At 34.1% G+C, this 15,464-nt stretch carries 14 protein-coding genes; all 14 read left to right on the top strand.

Annotated elements, in window-relative coordinates; translation table 11 throughout:
• The first annotated feature begins 51 nt into the window (after positions 1-51).
• A complete protein-coding gene (locus EGX96_RS10465; protein WP_001231800.1) occupies positions 52-624 on the top strand; it encodes a L,D-transpeptidase in 573 nt (190 codons plus the stop codon).
• Between the two features lie 275 nt (positions 625-899).
• The gene (ylqF, locus tag EGX96_RS10460; protein WP_000201281.1) at positions 900-1,751 is read left to right on the top strand and encodes a ribosome biogenesis GTPase YlqF; all 852 of its coding nucleotides are present in this window, start codon (positions 900-902) and stop codon (positions 1,749-1,751) included.
• Positions 1,738-2,499, top strand: coding sequence for a ribonuclease HII (locus EGX96_RS10455; RefSeq protein ID WP_000201088.1), 762 nt, complete (start codon positions 1,738-1,740; stop codon positions 2,497-2,499). The genes ylqF and EGX96_RS10455 overlap by 14 nt, the downstream gene beginning before the upstream one ends.
• Before the next feature lie 20 nt (positions 2,500-2,519).
• Entirely contained in the window at positions 2,520-3,110 is a 591-nt protein-coding gene (locus EGX96_RS10450) for a sugar O-acetyltransferase (protein WP_000136508.1), read from the top strand.
• Positions 3,111-3,307: 197 nt separating this feature from the next.
• Positions 3,308-4,270, top strand: coding sequence for an ABC transporter permease (locus EGX96_RS10445; RefSeq protein WP_000735588.1), 963 nt, complete (start codon positions 3,308-3,310; stop codon positions 4,268-4,270).
• Complete coding sequence (locus EGX96_RS10440) at positions 4,267-5,241, top strand: iron chelate uptake ABC transporter family permease subunit (RefSeq protein WP_000588576.1); 975 nt, start codon at positions 4,267-4,269, stop codon at positions 5,239-5,241. Before EGX96_RS10445 ends, EGX96_RS10440 begins: the two co-directional genes overlap by 4 nt.
• Positions 5,238-5,999, top strand: a complete 762-nt coding sequence (locus EGX96_RS10435; RefSeq protein ID WP_000614752.1) for an iron ABC transporter ATP-binding protein — start codon at positions 5,238-5,240, stop codon at positions 5,997-5,999. Before EGX96_RS10440 ends, EGX96_RS10435 begins: the two co-directional genes overlap by 4 nt.
• Positions 6,000-6,060: 61 nt before the next feature.
• Positions 6,061-7,089, top strand: a complete 1,029-nt coding sequence (locus EGX96_RS10430) for a siderophore ABC transporter substrate-binding protein (protein WP_000162772.1) — start codon at positions 6,061-6,063, stop codon at positions 7,087-7,089.
• 137 nt (positions 7,090-7,226) lie between these two features.
• Positions 7,227-8,069: a DNA-processing protein DprA gene (gene dprA / locus EGX96_RS10425; RefSeq protein WP_001015250.1), complete on the top strand. Its 843-nt coding sequence runs from the start codon at positions 7,227-7,229 to the stop codon at positions 8,067-8,069.
• Between the two features lie 94 nt (positions 8,070-8,163).
• Positions 8,164-10,284 (top strand): type I DNA topoisomerase, encoded by a 2,121-nt coding sequence (gene topA, locus EGX96_RS10420; protein ID WP_000246604.1) that lies wholly within the window; start codon positions 8,164-8,166, stop codon positions 10,282-10,284.
• Positions 10,285-10,420: 136 nt separating this feature from the next.
• Complete coding sequence (locus EGX96_RS10415; protein ID WP_000120355.1) at positions 10,421-11,122, top strand: ABC transporter ATP-binding protein; 702 nt, start codon at positions 10,421-10,423, stop codon at positions 11,120-11,122.
• Between the two features lie 11 nt (positions 11,123-11,133).
• Entirely contained in the window at positions 11,134-13,764 is a 2,631-nt protein-coding gene (locus EGX96_RS10410) for an ABC transporter permease (protein WP_000520616.1), read from the top strand.
• A 105-nt stretch (positions 13,765-13,869) separates the two neighbouring features.
• Entirely contained in the window at positions 13,870-14,748 is an 879-nt protein-coding gene (locus EGX96_RS10405) for a CPBP family intramembrane glutamic endopeptidase (protein WP_001209260.1), read from the top strand.
• A 106-nt stretch (positions 14,749-14,854) separates the two neighbouring features.
• Complete coding sequence (locus tag EGX96_RS10400; RefSeq protein ID WP_001135934.1) at positions 14,855-15,445, top strand: restriction endonuclease subunit S; 591 nt, start codon at positions 14,855-14,857, stop codon at positions 15,443-15,445.
• Positions 15,446-15,464 lie beyond the last annotated feature (19 nt).

Genomic DNA, 15,464 nt, shown 5'->3' with positions numbered 1-15,464 from the left:
GAAACTTATAATAGATTTGTCCATAACAGAGCAAAAGAGAGAGGATAGTACATGAGAAAACGTTCAATTTTGCCAATATTAGCTGTCTTATTTGTTTTCATGAGTATCTTTAGCGTATATTCTATTTTTCGTGGTGATAAAGCCAAAGAAAAAGCAAGTGTCATAAAACAAGCATCTCAAACAAGTCAAACTTCAAAAAAAGAGGTCTTACAAAAGAAGACTTATCCAAATCTAAATAAATATTCAAATCTAGAAATTCATGTTTCATCTACGAGGCAAACAATGACAATAACCTCGAATGACAAGGTCATCTTTAAAACGATTGTTTCAACAGGAGCAAAAGAGAGCCCTACCCCAAAAGGAACTTTTGTCATAGAACCGGAACGAGGAGATTTTTTCTATAACGCCTCATCAAAAGAAGGAGCCTATTATTGGGTCTCCTTTAAAGAACATGGTATTTATCTCTTTCATAGCGTTCCGACTGATCAACAAGGAAATGAGATTCCAGAAGAAGCAAAGCAATTAGGAAAAGCCGCCTCACATGGCTGTGTGCGTATGTCAAGGGCGGATGCAAAATGGTTCTATGAAAATATTCCTCAAGGAACGACTGTTACCATCAAATAGTCTTAATGTGGTAAAAATCATGTTATTAAAAGCTCGGAGTAAACTTCCAGAGCTTTTTCGTATATCCCTTAAACTCAATTAGTAAACGAAACCTATCAGCGGAATAAATGTATAAAGTATTTCGATATCATTAAAAAAATGATAGAATAATAGTGTTAATCGAATATTTTATCGACCTTTATATGCGGTTGAAAAAGAATAAAACTAAAAAATTAGACCTCTAACAAATAGATGTAGACTTTTAAGGTAGTCTATACATAAGGAGAATTTATTTCATGGCTACTATTCAATGGTTCCCAGGACACATGTCCAAAGCTCGCCGTCAAGTTCAAGAAAATATTAAGCATGTTGATTTTGTTACAATTTTAGTGGATGCAAGGTTACCTCTTTCTAGTCAAAATCCAATGCTAACCAAAATCGTCGGAGACAAACCCAAACTAATGATCCTCAATAAAGCTGATCTAGCAGATCCTATTCGAACTAAAGAATGGAGAGATTTTTATGAATCTCAAGGTTTAAAGACATTAGCTATTAATTCTAAAGAACAATCAACAGTTAAAAAAGTAACCGACATCGCTAAAATATTAATGTCCGATAAAATTGCTAAGCTACGGGGACGTGGTATTCAAAAAGAGACACTTCGTACGATGATTATTGGAATTCCGAATGCAGGTAAATCGACTCTAATGAATCGCCTAGCAGGTAAAAAAATTGCAGTGGTTGGTAATAAACCAGGTGTCACAAAAGGTCAGCAATGGCTCAAATCTAATAAGGAACTGGAAATTTTGGACACTCCTGGTATCTTGTGGCCCAAATTTGAAGATGAATTAGTTGGATTAAAGCTAGCATTAACAGGGGCAATCAAAGATCAATTATTGCCTATGGATGAGGTAACAATATTTGGATTGAATTACTTTAAAACCTATTATCCTGATCGTCTCAAAGAGCGTTTTAAAAGCATTAATTTAGAGGATGAAGCTCCTGAAATCATCATGGCCTTAACACAAAAATTAGGTTATCGTGACGATTACGATCGCTTTTATAATTTATTTGTCAAAGAAGTTCGCGATGGTAAATTAGGACGCTATACGTTAGATATCGTCGGAGAACATGATGGCAACAATTAAAGAAATCAAAGCAATTTTAGAGACTATTGTTGATTTAAAAGACAAACGTTGGCAAGAATATCAAACAGATTCACGCGCAGGTGTTCAAAAAGCAATCCTTCAACGAAAAAAAAATATTCAGTCAGATTTAGACGAAGAAGCGCGCTTAGAACAAATGTTGGTCTACGAAAAAAAACTTTACATTGAACATATAAACCTTATTGCAGGAATCGATGAAGTAGGTAGAGGTCCTTTAGCGGGACCAGTAGTAGCTGCTGCTGTTATTCTTCCACCAAACTGTAAAATAAAACATCTCAATGACTCCAAAAAAATTCCAAAGAAAAAGCATCAAGAAATCTATCAAAATATTTTAGATCAAGCGTTAGCAGTTGGTATTGGTATTCAAGACAGCCAATGTATTGATGATATCAACATTTATGAAGCTACAAAACATGCTATGATTGATGCAGTTTCTCATTTATCTGTGGCTCCTGAACATCTTTTAATTGATGCTATGGTTTTAGATCTATCAATTCCACAAACTAAAATTATCAAAGGTGATGCTAATTCACTCTCTATTGCAGCAGCTTCAATCGTAGCTAAAGTGACCAGAGATAAAATAATGTCTGATTATGATAGCACATATCCTGGATATGCATTTTCTAAAAATGCTGGCTATGGTACTAAAGAGCATTTAGAAGGTTTGCAAAAATACGGTATTACTCCGATACATCGTAAAAGTTTTGAACCTATAAAATCAATGTTGTAAATAATACGGAAGAGGAAAAGATGACCGAAAAAGAAAAAATGTTAGCAGGACAATATTATCGTCCATCAGCACCTGAACTACGCAAGGATAGAGAAGTTGCACTAAAAAATATGCAAGCCTTTAACAATGAAGATAATAGTAGCAAACGTAACGTCATTTTACAAAAATGGTTTGGTGCTACTGGGAAGAGTATCCATATGGAACAACGTTTTGTCTGCGATTATGGTTGTAATATTTATGTTGGTGAAAACTTCTACGCCAATTTTAACCAAACTTTCTTAGATGTTTGTGAAATTCGTATTGGCGATAACTGTATGTTTGGCCCAAACTGTCAACTCCTCACCCCACTCCATCCTCTAGATCCAATAGAAAGAAATTCAGGATTAGAATACGGTGCCCCAATCCAAATCGGGAATAATGTCTGGCTAGGTGGAGGAGTGACTATTTTACCAGGTGTTGTATTAGGAGATAATGTCGTCGTTGGCGCTGGAAGTGTCGTTACGAAATCATTTGAAAATAACGTTGTTATAGCAGGAAACCCTGCTAAGATAATCAAAAAAATTAGCTTAAAATTAGAAAAAACCTTTAATTATAACGAAGGTTTTTTCTAATTTCAAAAATAGGTAAAGTAAATATTCTGCTAATTTAATCTATCTTATTTATAATGATTTTAAATAGAAAAACCTTGATATAATAATGTTTTCTTAAGTATAAAATTCTTTAAAAAGTAGATATTTTTCCAAAAAATTATGTTATTATAGTTTTGTGCTCATTTTTGAACACTTTATCTTTCATTTTAAGGAGTTTTATGAAAAAGCTATTAACCACTCCTGTAATGGGTTGTACTTTGGTTATACTTTCTCTAACGTCCCTATTTGTTGGTGTGAAATCTATCCCACTGGAGCAAATAACACACCTTGATCAATCACAGGTAGATATTTTTTTAACGAGTCGCTTACCAAGAACCATTAGTATCCTAATATCTGGTGCAAGTTTGTCAGTCTGTGGCCTGCTGATGCAACAACTAACCCAAAACAAGTTCGTTTCACCGACAACTTCAGGGACTATGGATTGGGCGAAATTAGGAGTAGTTGTTACGCTGATTTTCTTTAAAAATACCTCTATTTTTATTCAACTATGTATAGCTTCAGGTTTTGCCATTTTAGGATCGCTTCTTTTTGTAACCATTTTAAAAATGATTACTTTTAAGGATAATATTTTTATACCTCTTATCGGACTGATGCTTGGACAAATTGTAGCAGCAGCAACAGTATTTTTAGGAACACATTTTCAAGTACTACAATCTGTCAACAGTTGGCTTCAAGGTAATTTTTCCATCATGACTAGCCATCGCTACGAAATTCTTTACTTAGCATTGCCATGTTTGTTTTTAGTATATTTTTTTGCTCATCAGTTTACCATTGTTGGGCTTGGAGAAAGCTTCGCTAAGAATTTAGGGGTTGCTTATGAAAAGATGATTTACTTTGGTTTAGTTTTGGTTTCAATTATGACATCCCTAGTCATTATTATCGTAGGAGCTTTACCTTTCTTAGGTTTAATCGTACCTAATCTAATTAGCATAACTAAAGGAGATCATATGTCCTCAACTATCTTAGAGACATCGCTTTTAGGGGCTTGTATCGTCATGATATGTGATCTTTTTGGTCGCTTAGTTATTTTTCCTTATGAAGTCTCAATAGGAGTTACGCTAGGAGTATTAGGTAGTGCCTTTTTCCTGATTTCAATTATAAGAAATGAGGGAAAATCATGATTAAGGATTTAGAGATACCAAAATTACTTATTTTACTGATACTACTAATTGCTGCTATTATTTTGTTTTTAATTTATGGTATTCCAACTGACGCAAATGAATTTTTGATTATCTATATCCTAAAAACACGTTATCAAAAACTGATTGCATTAATTTTGGTTGGTATCTGCATTGGTAGTTCTAGTCTTATTTTTCAAACTCTAACCAATAACCGACTTTTAACTCCGTCCATTATTGGTTTAGATAGCTTATATATCCTTATCCAAACAGGATTAATGTATTTAATCGGAGCTCAGCGTGTCATAAAATTTTCATCTTTTAGTAGCTTCCTCCTTTCATTATTATTAATGGTTGGATTTGCTTACTTATTATTTACGATACTTTTTCGAAATAAAAAACAGTCTTTGTATTTTGTTCTATTAGCTGGACTCATATTTAATACATTATTTTCTTCTATCTCATCCTTTATTCAAGCCATTATGGACCCCAACGATTTTATGATTTTACAAAATCAGCTCTTTGCTAGTTTCAATGCTATTAACACCAAGATCCTTTGGATTTCTTTCATTATCATTGTCGTTAGCTTTGTCATTAATTGGCCTTTTATAAAGGAATTGGATGTCTTACTATTGGGTAAAGAAAATGCGATATCACTCGGCATCTCATATCAAAAGCTTACTACTAGATTTTTTTTATGGTTAGCATTGATGGTAGCTATAGCAACAGCATTAGTTGGGCCGATTACTTTTTTAGGCTTACTTGTAGCACATATTACCTATCACAGTTTTCATACCTTTAGACATCAAATATTAGTTCCTATAGCCATTGTTATCTGTATCTTTACACTTGTCTTAGGGCAGCATCTCGTTCAAAATCTATTACACCTCACTGTTCAACTAAGTGTTCTCCTCAACCTTATCGGGGGAAGTTATTTTATATTCACCTTAATCAAAGGAAGGAAAAACTTATGATTCAAATAAACAATTTACATAAGTTCTATGGCCAAAAGGAAATATTAAAAGACATTAATATTTCGATTCCTAAAGGAAAAGTAACAGCTATTTTAGGTCCAAATGGATCTGGAAAGAGTACATTGCTGAGTTGTATCAGTCGACTTGAACCTTATGATAATGGTGAAATTTTCCTTGATAAAGTACCATTAGCCCACTACAGTTCAAATGACTTAGCCAAAACATTAGCCATATTAAGACAATCTAATCACTTAACACTCAAGATAAAGGTGAGAGACTTGATAGGATTCGGTAGATTTCCTTATAGTAAAGGACGGTTAAGTCAAAAAGATAAAGCTGTCATAGAATCAGTTATATCTTATATGGATTTAAACGATATAGCTGACGAGTTCATTAATAACCTCAGCGGAGGTCAAATTCAAAGAGCTTTTATCGCAATGACAATGGCACAAGATACTCAATATATTTGCTTAGATGAGCCACTCAACAATTTAGATATGAAATATGCTGTTCAAATGATGGATCTTATCAAACGATATGCGTATGAGTTTAATAAAACTATAGTGATTATTATTCACGACATCAATTTTGCAACTCACTACGCTGACAATGTTGTCGCTTTAAAAGAAGGACAAGTGGTGACTTGTGGGACTGTCGAAGATGTTATGCAAGAAAAAATCCTTTCTCATTTATTTGATATGCCTATCCGTATCGAAACTGTTGATGGTAAACCAATTATCCTTTTTTGTACAACGTAAATAAAGAGATTTATGTAGGATAACATTTTTAGTTTTTATCTATTTTAGGAGATTTTATTTAATGACAAAAAAACTTATTATTGCTATATTAGCACTATGCACTATCTTAACCACTTCTCAAGCTGTTTTAGCTAAAGAAAAATCACAAACTGTTACCATAAAAAACAACTATTCGGTCTATATTAAAAAGGAAAAAAGAGACAAGCCGGATAATAAAAAGCAAATCAGCGAGACACTTAAAGTTCCTTTAAAACCCAAAAAAGTAGTTGTTTTTGATATGGGAGCTTTGGATACTATCACAGCTTTAGGAGCTGAAAAATCTGTTATTGGTATCCCGAAGGCTAAAAATGCTCTAAGTTTATTGCCCAATAACGTCAAATCTGTTTATAAAGCTAAGAGATACCAAGACGTAGGAAGTCTCTTCGAACCAAACTTTGAAGCTATTGCTCGTATGCAACCTGATGTGGTTTTCCTAGGAGCACGTATGGCTTCTGTTGATAATATTGAAAAATTAAAGGAGGCTGCACCTAAAGCAGCATTAGTATATGCTGGAGTCGACTCAAAAAAAGTATTTGACAAAGGAGTTGCTGAGCGTGTCACAATGTTAGGGAAAATCTTCGACCAAAATAAAAAGGCAAAAACCTTTAATAAAGATATCGCACAAGCTGTTCTTAAATTGCAGAAAACTATTGAGAAAAAAGGTAAACCTACAGCTCTATTTGTAATGGCAAACAGCGGTGAACTTTTAACTCAATCACCTTCTGGTCGTTTTGGTTGGATTTTCTCTGTAGGTGGATTTAAAGCAGTCAATGAAAATGAAAAACTAAGTTCACATGGTACTCCCGTATCTTATGAATACATCACTGAAAAAAATCCTAACTATCTCTTTGTTTTAGATCGTGGAGCGACTATTGGACAAGGAGCTTCATCAAAAGAACTTTTTAATAACGATGTTATTAAAGCAACTGATGCTGTCAAAAACAAACGTGTTCATGAGGTAGATGGAAAAGATTGGTATATCAATTCAGGCGGAAGCCGAGTAACACTCCGTATGATTAAAGATGTACAGAACTTTGTTGATAATCGTTAATTTTTTGTCAAAGGCTAGGAAAAATCCTAGTCTTATTTTTTTGAAAAAATAGCTATTATCAATGCTTCAGAGTATAGATTGATCTTATCACTTTATTTTGTCTATTATTTTCGAATATAGTCAATGGAGGTAACCTTATGAATCATTTTGAACTATTTAAGCTTAAAAAAGCTGGATTAACAAATCTTAATATCAACAATATTATCAACTATCTCAAAAAGAATAGTTTAACTTCTCTATCTGTTCGCAATATGGCCGTAGTATCAAAATGTAAAAATCCTACTTTCTTTATAGAAAATTATAAACAGCTAGACCTTAAAAAACTTCGACAAGAATTCAAAAAATTTCCAGTTCTATCGATTTTGGATTCTAACTATCCTTTAGAGTTAAAAGAAATATATAATCCACCAGTTCTACTTTTTTATCAGGGTAATATTGAACTTCTATCTAAACCTAAATTAGCTGTAGTGGGGGCAAGACAGGCATCTCAGATAGGTTGTCAGTCTGTTAAAAAGATTATCAAGGAGACTAACAATCAATTTGTTATCGTAAGTGGTTTAGCGCGTGGCATTGATACAGCAGCACATGTTAGTGCTTTAAAAAATGGCGGCAGTAGTATAGCTGTTATCGGGAGTGGTTTAGATGTTTATTATCCAACGGAGAATAAGAAACTTCAAGAATATATGTCATATAATCATCTCGTATTATCAGAATATTTTACCGGAGAACAACCCTTGAAATTTCATTTCCCCGAACGTAACCGTATTATTGCAGGGCTGTGTCAAGGTATTGTGGTTGCCGAAGCTAAGATGAGATCTGGAAGTTTAATTACCTGTGAAAGAGCATTAGAAGAGGGACGAGAAGTTTTTGCCATTCCCGGAAATATTATCGATGGCAAATCAGATGGATGCCACCATCTTATCCAAGAAGGAGCTAAATGCATTATTTCAGGAAAAGATATCCTTTCTGAATATCAGTAGTGTTTTGCTTTCTACTATAGGAGAAGTTTTCTATTGACAGTTTAAGAAAAGTGAGTTATTATGCTATAAGTTTACGATATAGAAAGTGATACCTATGGCAACTACGACAAAAACGTCGACCAAAAAAACAAGTAAAAAAAAATCAGCTACTGCTAAAAAAAATCTAGTTATTGTGGAGTCTCCTGCAAAAGCAAAGACTATCGAAAAATACTTAGGACGTAACTATAAAGTTGTAGCCTCAGTAGGTCATATCCGTGATTTAAAAAAGTCAAGTATGTCCATTGATTTTGAGAATAATTACGAACCACAATATATTAATATTCGTGGTAAAGGACCTCTCATTAATGATTTAAAAAAAGAAGCTAAAAAGGCTAAAAAAGTTTACCTCGCGAGTGACCCGGACCGTGAAGGAGAAGCTATTTCCTGGCATTTAGCGCATATTTTAGATTTAGACAAAGAAGACAGAAACCGTGTTGTTTTCAATGAAATCACAAAAGATGCTGTTAAAAATGCTTTTGTGGAACCTCGTCAGATTAACATAGATCTCGTTGATGCTCAGCAAGCACGACGTGTTTTAGATCGCATTGTTGGTTATTCTATCTCACCTATTTTATGGAAAAAAGTAAAAAAAGGGCTATCAGCTGGACGTGTACAATCAGTTGCTCTTAAACTAATCATTGATCGTGAAAATGAGATTAAGGCTTTCCAACCGGAGGAGTATTGGACTATTGACGGTTCCTTTAAAAAAGGAACACGTAAATTCAATGCCACTTTCTACGGTTTAGACGGAAAGAAATTCAAATTATCGAATAATGAAGACGTCAAAACAGTTCTAAAACGTATTAAAACTGATGAATTCTTAGTTGAAAAAGTTGAAAAAAAAGAGCGTCGTCGTAATGCACCATTACCGTATACAACTTCTTCATTGCAACAAGATGCAGCTAATAAAATCAATTTTCGAACTCGTAAAACCATGATGATTGCGCAACAGCTGTACGAAGGACTTAGCTTAGGCACAGCAGGTCATCAAGGTCTGATTACCTATATGCGTACTGATTCTACACGTATTAGTCCGTTAGCACAAAATGAAGCAACAGAATTTATTACTAACCGTTTTGGTGCAAATTATTCTAAACATGGGAATAAAGTTAAAAATGCTTCTGGAGCACAAGACGCTCACGAAGCTATTCGCCCATCTAGTGTTAATCATACACCCGAAAGTATTGCTAAGTATTTAGACAAAGATCAACTAAAACTTTACACTCTTATCTGGAACCGTTTTATTGCAAGCCAAATGACAGCAGCAGTCTTTGACACAATGAAAGTTAATTTAACGCAAAATGGTGTTACTTTTATTGCTAATGGTAGCCAAGTCAAGTTTGATGGTTACATGGCTGTTTATAACGATACTGACAAAAATAAAATGTTACCAGATATGGAGGAAGGAGAAAGTGTTAAAAAGGTTAATACGAATCCTGAACAACACTTCACTCAACCTCCTGCAAGGTTTTCAGAAGCAAGTCTCATTAAAACACTTGAAGAAAACGGTGTAGGTCGTCCTTCAACTTATGCCCCAACGCTTGAGACTATTCAAAAACGTTATTATGTTAAGCTTGCAGCTAAACGCTTCGAACCAACTGAACTTGGTGAAATTGTTAATAGCCTTATTGTAGAATTTTTCCCAGATATTGTTGATGTTACCTTCACTGCCGAAATGGAAGGGAAACTAGACGAAGTTGAGATTGGTAAAGAGCAGTGGCAAAAGATTATCGATGAATTTTATAAACCATTTGAAAAAGAACTTGCAAAAGCAGAAACTGAAATGGAGAAAATTCAAATAAAGGATGAACCTGCTGGATTTGATTGCGAGCTATGTGGATCACCAATGGTAATAAAACTAGGACGTTATGGAAAGTTTTATGCGTGTAGCAATTTCCCTGAATGTCATAACACAAAAGCTATCACTAAGGAAATAGGTGTTATTTGTCCTATCTGTCAAAAAGGACAAGTTATTGAGCGAAAAACAAAACGCAATCGTATCTTTTATGGCTGTGACCGCTACCCAGAATGTGAGTTTACATCTTGGGACAAACCTATTGGACGAACTTGCCCCAAATCAAATGATTTCTTAGTGGAGAAAAAAGTACGCGGTGGTGGTAAACAAGTTGTTTGCTCAAATGAAAAATGCGACTACCAAGAAGAGAAAATTAAATAAAGTGGAATCTGAGTGTTTAGCTCAGATTTTTAAAAAAATTATTATTTTACATAACTTAATTTATGTATTTATTTTTATGGGAGAATTAATAAAAAAGTGCTATAATATAGGTGTATTCATAGTGTGAGGTGCCGTTATGTCCTATATTGAAATGAAGCATTCCTATAAGCGTTATCAAACAGGTGAAACCGAAATTGTTGCTAACAATGATATTAGTTTCAGTATTGAAAGAGGTGAGTTGGTGGTTATTCTTGGTGCATCCGGCGCTGGCAAATCTACTGTTCTCAATATACTAGGAGGGATGGATAGTAATAGTGAAGGTGAAGTTTTAATTGATGGTAAGAATATTGCTAATTATACCATCAGGGAATTGACTCGTTACCGTAGATATGATGTCGGGTTTGTTTTTCAATTCTATAACTTAGTCCCTAATCTAACAGCACTAGAGAATGTAGAATTGGCTTCAGAAATTGTTCCAAAGGCATTAGATGCCCAACAGGCATTAGAAAACGTAGGTTTGGGACACCGTATCAATCATTTTCCAGCACAGCTTTCCGGTGGCGAACAGCAACGCGTTGCAATAGCACGAGCTATTGCCAAAAAACCTAAACTGTTACTTTGTGATGAACCTACTGGTGCTTTAGATTACCAAACTGGAAAACAAGTACTAGCCATCCTGCAAAAGATGGCGCAATCAAAAGAAACAACTGTGATCATTGTTACTCATAATACTGCCTTAGCGCCAATTGCAAATCGCGTGATCCATATGCATGATTCAAAAATCAGTGATATTGTAATAAACGAGAATCCAAGTGATATTCAGAACATAGAATATTAGAGGTTATACAGATGGGAAAGACATTTTGGAAAGATATCTATCGATCAATTACGACTTCAAAAGGTAGATTTTCATCAATCCTCTTACTTATGATGTTAGGCTCATTTGCTTTTATAGGACTGAAGGTCTCAGCACCTAATATGCAAAGAACAGCACAAAATTACCTTGCTCATCATCATGTTATGGATATTACCGTTTTCAATTCTTGGGGACTTGACAAACATGATCAAACTGTTTTAGAAAGCTTAAAAGGATCACAAGTTGAATTTTCTTACTTTGTAGATACAACCCCTCAACAGAATAGTAAATCTTATCGATTGTATTCCAATACCAAAACGATATCAACCTTTGATCTTGTTAAGGGACGTCTCCCTTTAAATAAATCAGAAATTGCTCTCTCATTTCAGGAACGAAAAAAATATGCAATAGGTGATAAAATTAATTTTAAACAAGATAAAAACAAACTGTTTTCAAATACAGGTCCTCTAACTATTGTAGGTTTTGTTAATTCTACCGAGATTTGGTCTAAGACAAACCTTGGTAGTTCTCAAACAGGGGACGGCGACTTAGATAGTTATGGCGTATTAGATAAGACAGCATTTCACTCTCCAGTATATACAATGGCAAGGGTAACTTTTAAAGATCTTAGGTTGATTAACCCTTTCTCAATAAGTTACAAAGAAAAAGTAGCGAAATACCAAGAAAAGGTATCGCGAAAATTAAATATTCACAATAAAATAAGATATACCAAAACAAAAAAAGAGAGCCTACGTAAAATCGATGAGGAGGAAAAAAGCCTACTAAAAGCTCAAAAACAAATCAATCGGTTAGATAATGATAGCCTAGCGATGCCACTATCTCAAAGACAAGCTATTCAAATGAAAATTAAACAAGACCGACTATCTCTTTTGAAACGAACAAAAGAGCTTCTAAAATTGAGACATAACACCCAAATAATGGAATCGCCTCAAATTATTGTCTACAACCGTACTACCTTTCCTGGAGGACAAGGATATAACACTTTTGACTCCAGTACAAATAGCACTTCTAAAATCAGTAATCTTTTCCCCATTATTTTATATTTAGTCGCAGCATTAGTAACCTTAACAACAATGACTAGGTTCGTCGAGGAAGAAAGAACCAACGCAGGCATATTAAAAGCACTAGGCTATAGTGACCGCCAAGTTATCTTTAAATTTATTATTTATGGTTTTATAGCAGGAACATTAGGGACTACTTTGGGTATCATTGGAGGGCATTATCTTTTACCTCGTATTATTTCTGATATCATTTCCAAAGACCTGACTATTCCAAACACACAGTATCATCTTTTCTTAAATTACAGTTTACTAGCCTTTGTTTTTTCATTATTAAGCATTGTTCTTCCAGTTTTTGTTATCACTCGACGTGAGTTGAAAGAAAAAGCAGCATTTTTATTATTACCAAAACCACCAGCTAAAGGATCTAAAATAGCTTTAGAGTATATCAATTGGATTTGGAAAAAACTGTCCTTCACACAAAAAGTAACTGCTAGAAATATTTTTCGTTACAAACAAAGGATGATTATGACCATATTTGGAGTTGCTGGATCAGTAGCGCTCTTATTTTCAGGTCTAGGAATACAATCCTCCTTAAAGCAAACCGTCAATGAACATTTCGGTCGTATTATGCCCTATGATATATTGCTAACATATAACACAAATGCTTCTCCCCCAAAAATACTTGAACTACTTTCAAAAGATTCAAAAATAGACAAATACCAACCAATACACCTTGAAAATCTTGACGAATCCATTCCTGGACAAATTAATAAACAGTCAATTTCCCTATTCATAACAGACAAAAAACAATTACTACCTTTTATTTATTTACAAGAAGCAACAACTAATAAGTCATTGCACTTGAATAATAAAGGGATTATTATTTCTAAAAAATTAGCTCAATTTTATCATGTTAATACCGGTGATTTTATCCATTTATCTCATTCACAAACACTTCCTTCTAGAAAATTAAAAATAACAGGAGTTGTCAATGCGAATGTTGGTCACTATATTTTTATGACAAAACAATACTATCGAACTATTTTTAAGAAAGAAGCTAAAGATAACGCTTTTTTGGTTAAGTTAACCAAACATAAAATCGCAAATAACTTAGCAGAAAAACTTTTAGAAATTAATGGAGTTGAGTCTCTTACGCAAAATGCTCTTCAGCTGGCTAGTGTAGAAGCCGTTGTGCGTTCTTTAGATGGCTCTATGACTATTTTAGTTGTCGTATCTTTATTGTTAGCCATTGTAATTCTCTATAATCTCACTAATATTAATTTAGCAGAACGTAAGCGGGAGCTATCAACTATAAAGGTATTAGGTTTTTATAATGAAGAAGTAACTTTATACATTTACCGCGAAACCATTATTTTATCAACCATCGGTGTGATTCTAGGCACCATTAGCGGTACTTATTTACACCGTCAAATGATGTTGCTAATTGGTTCAGATCAAATACTTTTTGGTGAAAAAGTATCACCAACTACATTTATAATACCAATAAGCGTAGTAGTCATCATTCTAATAAGTCTAGGTTTTATAGTTAACCATCAATTAAAAAAACTCAATATGTTAGATGCCTTGAAATCAGTAGATTAGTTTATAATAAAGATTATCTTTTCTAATCTTTTCGATAACGATTGACAGCAAGTAATCTTAATTGTATAATATAACAGTATAAAGTTAGATAAAAGTGAGATATTTATGAGAGAGTCTATTTTTGAGGAAACTGCAAAAGGTAAAGTATCAAGGCATGTCCTTTTAACTATATTATTGGCTTTGATATTACTATTTACAGCAGATTTCCTTACCTATATTATTATTGAATTGATTATCTCGCTTGATTTTTGGAAACTAGAGTGGGATAGCGATATCGTCCAGTTAATCATTTTACTAGCAACTTCAATTAGTACGGTAATGTTATTTATGTGGGTGAAATTTAAAGAGAAGCGTCCAATTAGTTCTCTAGGGCTATTTAAAGAAGGAGCCCTAACAGAATTATCTAGAGGATGGTTAGTCGGGAGCGTTCTCTTTGGAGCCTGCTTAATATTAACAATAATTTCAGGCTCTGGAGTTATCGAAACTGTTCGTTTTACAGCTGATAAATTGATTTGGTTTCTTATTTTTGCTGTTGGATGGCAGGTACAAAGCGCATCTGTTGAAATATTGTGTCGTGGATGGTTACTTCCGGTGAGTGCCACAAAGTATAGTAAGATAGTTTCTGTCAGTATCAGTTCAATCTTTTTCGGTCTTCTGCATAGCGCTAATAATCATGTAAGCCTTATCTCAATTTTCAATCTGTGTCTCTTTGGACTATTTCTATCGCTCTATGTTATTTTAAAAGGTAACATCTGGGGGGCGTGTGGTATTCATGGCGCCTGGAACTGTGTACAAGGGAGTGTCTTTGGAATCGAAGTTAGTGGAGAGCCAATGTTGTCTAACTCCCTAGTCCATGTTAAAACCTATGGTGCTGACTGGATTAGCGGTGGAAAATTTGGTGTGGAAGGAAGCATGATTACCAGTATTGTTCTTATCGTAGCATGTTATTGGCTTTATCAAAAATCGAATTTTCCTTACGACTAATAGATTTAATCTAAATAAGCTTCTCTTACTGAAAGCTTATTTTTTATTTTAGTATTAAAAAACTATGTTTTGTGATATAATATTTTAAAGACGAAAGGAGTCTATTGTGCCACAAAATCCAACAAGTAACCCAGAGAAAAAAACTTATTTATTATCTGAATTGGTAGACTGCTTTAAAGGTAAAGCTGTGCCTTCAAAAGCAGAAGCAGGTGATATCCGTATTATTAATTTGAGTGATATGTCTCCTTTAGGAATTGACTACCATAACTTAAGAACATTCCAAGATGAACAACGATCGCTTTTAAAATATCTACTTCAGGAAGGCGATGTTTTAATCGCTTCAAAAGGAACTGTCAAGAAAGTTGCTATTTTTGAAGAGCAAGATTACCCTGTCGTTGCCTCTGCTAATATTACAATACTAAGGCCTACACAACACATTAGAGGGTACTACTTAAAGCTTTTTTTTGATTCAGAAGAAGGTCAACAGGCACTTGAGAATGCTAACAAAGGAAAAGCTGTGATGAATATTAGCACAAAGGAACTGTTAAATATTGCAATACCAAGTATCCCGCTTTTTAGACAGGATTATCTTATCCAACGTTATAAACAGGGGCTCAACGATTACAAACGTAAGATAGCACGTGCAGAGCAGGAGTGGGAACGTATCCAAAATGACATCAGACAACAACTTAGCTAGAACCAAATACAAAACATCA

The organism is Streptococcus sp. FDAARGOS_520, from assembly GCF_003812685.1.
GTDB lineage: Bacteria > Bacillota > Bacilli > Lactobacillales > Streptococcaceae > Streptococcus > Streptococcus agalactiae.
This window is presented reverse-complemented; position numbering and strand designations above follow the sequence as displayed.

Bases quoted from the DNA above. Each gene is read 5' to 3' on its own strand.
- EGX96_RS10415 (WP_000120355.1), top strand. From the start codon at position 10,421: ATGTCCTATATTGAAATGAAGCATTCCTATAAGCGTTATCAAACAGGT.
- topA (WP_000246604.1), top strand. From the start codon at position 8,164: ATGGCAACTACGACAAAAACGTCGACCAAAAAAACAAGTAAAAAAAAA.
- EGX96_RS10430 (WP_000162772.1), top strand. From the start codon at position 6,061: ATGACAAAAAAACTTATTATTGCTATATTAGCACTATGCACTATCTTA.
- dprA (WP_001015250.1), top strand. From the start codon at position 7,227: ATGAATCATTTTGAACTATTTAAGCTTAAAAAAGCTGGATTAACAAAT.
- ylqF (WP_000201281.1), top strand. From the start codon at position 900: ATGGCTACTATTCAATGGTTCCCAGGACACATGTCCAAAGCTCGCCGT.
- EGX96_RS10465 (WP_001231800.1), top strand. From the start codon at position 52: ATGAGAAAACGTTCAATTTTGCCAATATTAGCTGTCTTATTTGTTTTC.
- EGX96_RS10440 (WP_000588576.1), top strand. From the start codon at position 4,267: ATGATTAAGGATTTAGAGATACCAAAATTACTTATTTTACTGATACTA.
- EGX96_RS10450 (WP_000136508.1), top strand. From the start codon at position 2,520: ATGACCGAAAAAGAAAAAATGTTAGCAGGACAATATTATCGTCCATCA.
- EGX96_RS10405 (WP_001209260.1), top strand. From the start codon at position 13,870: ATGAGAGAGTCTATTTTTGAGGAAACTGCAAAAGGTAAAGTATCAAGG.
- EGX96_RS10445 (WP_000735588.1), top strand. From the start codon at position 3,308: ATGAAAAAGCTATTAACCACTCCTGTAATGGGTTGTACTTTGGTTATA.
- EGX96_RS10455 (WP_000201088.1), top strand. From the start codon at position 1,738: ATGGCAACAATTAAAGAAATCAAAGCAATTTTAGAGACTATTGTTGAT.
- EGX96_RS10435 (WP_000614752.1), top strand. From the start codon at position 5,238: ATGATTCAAATAAACAATTTACATAAGTTCTATGGCCAAAAGGAAATA.
- EGX96_RS10410 (WP_000520616.1), top strand. From the start codon at position 11,134: ATGGGAAAGACATTTTGGAAAGATATCTATCGATCAATTACGACTTCA.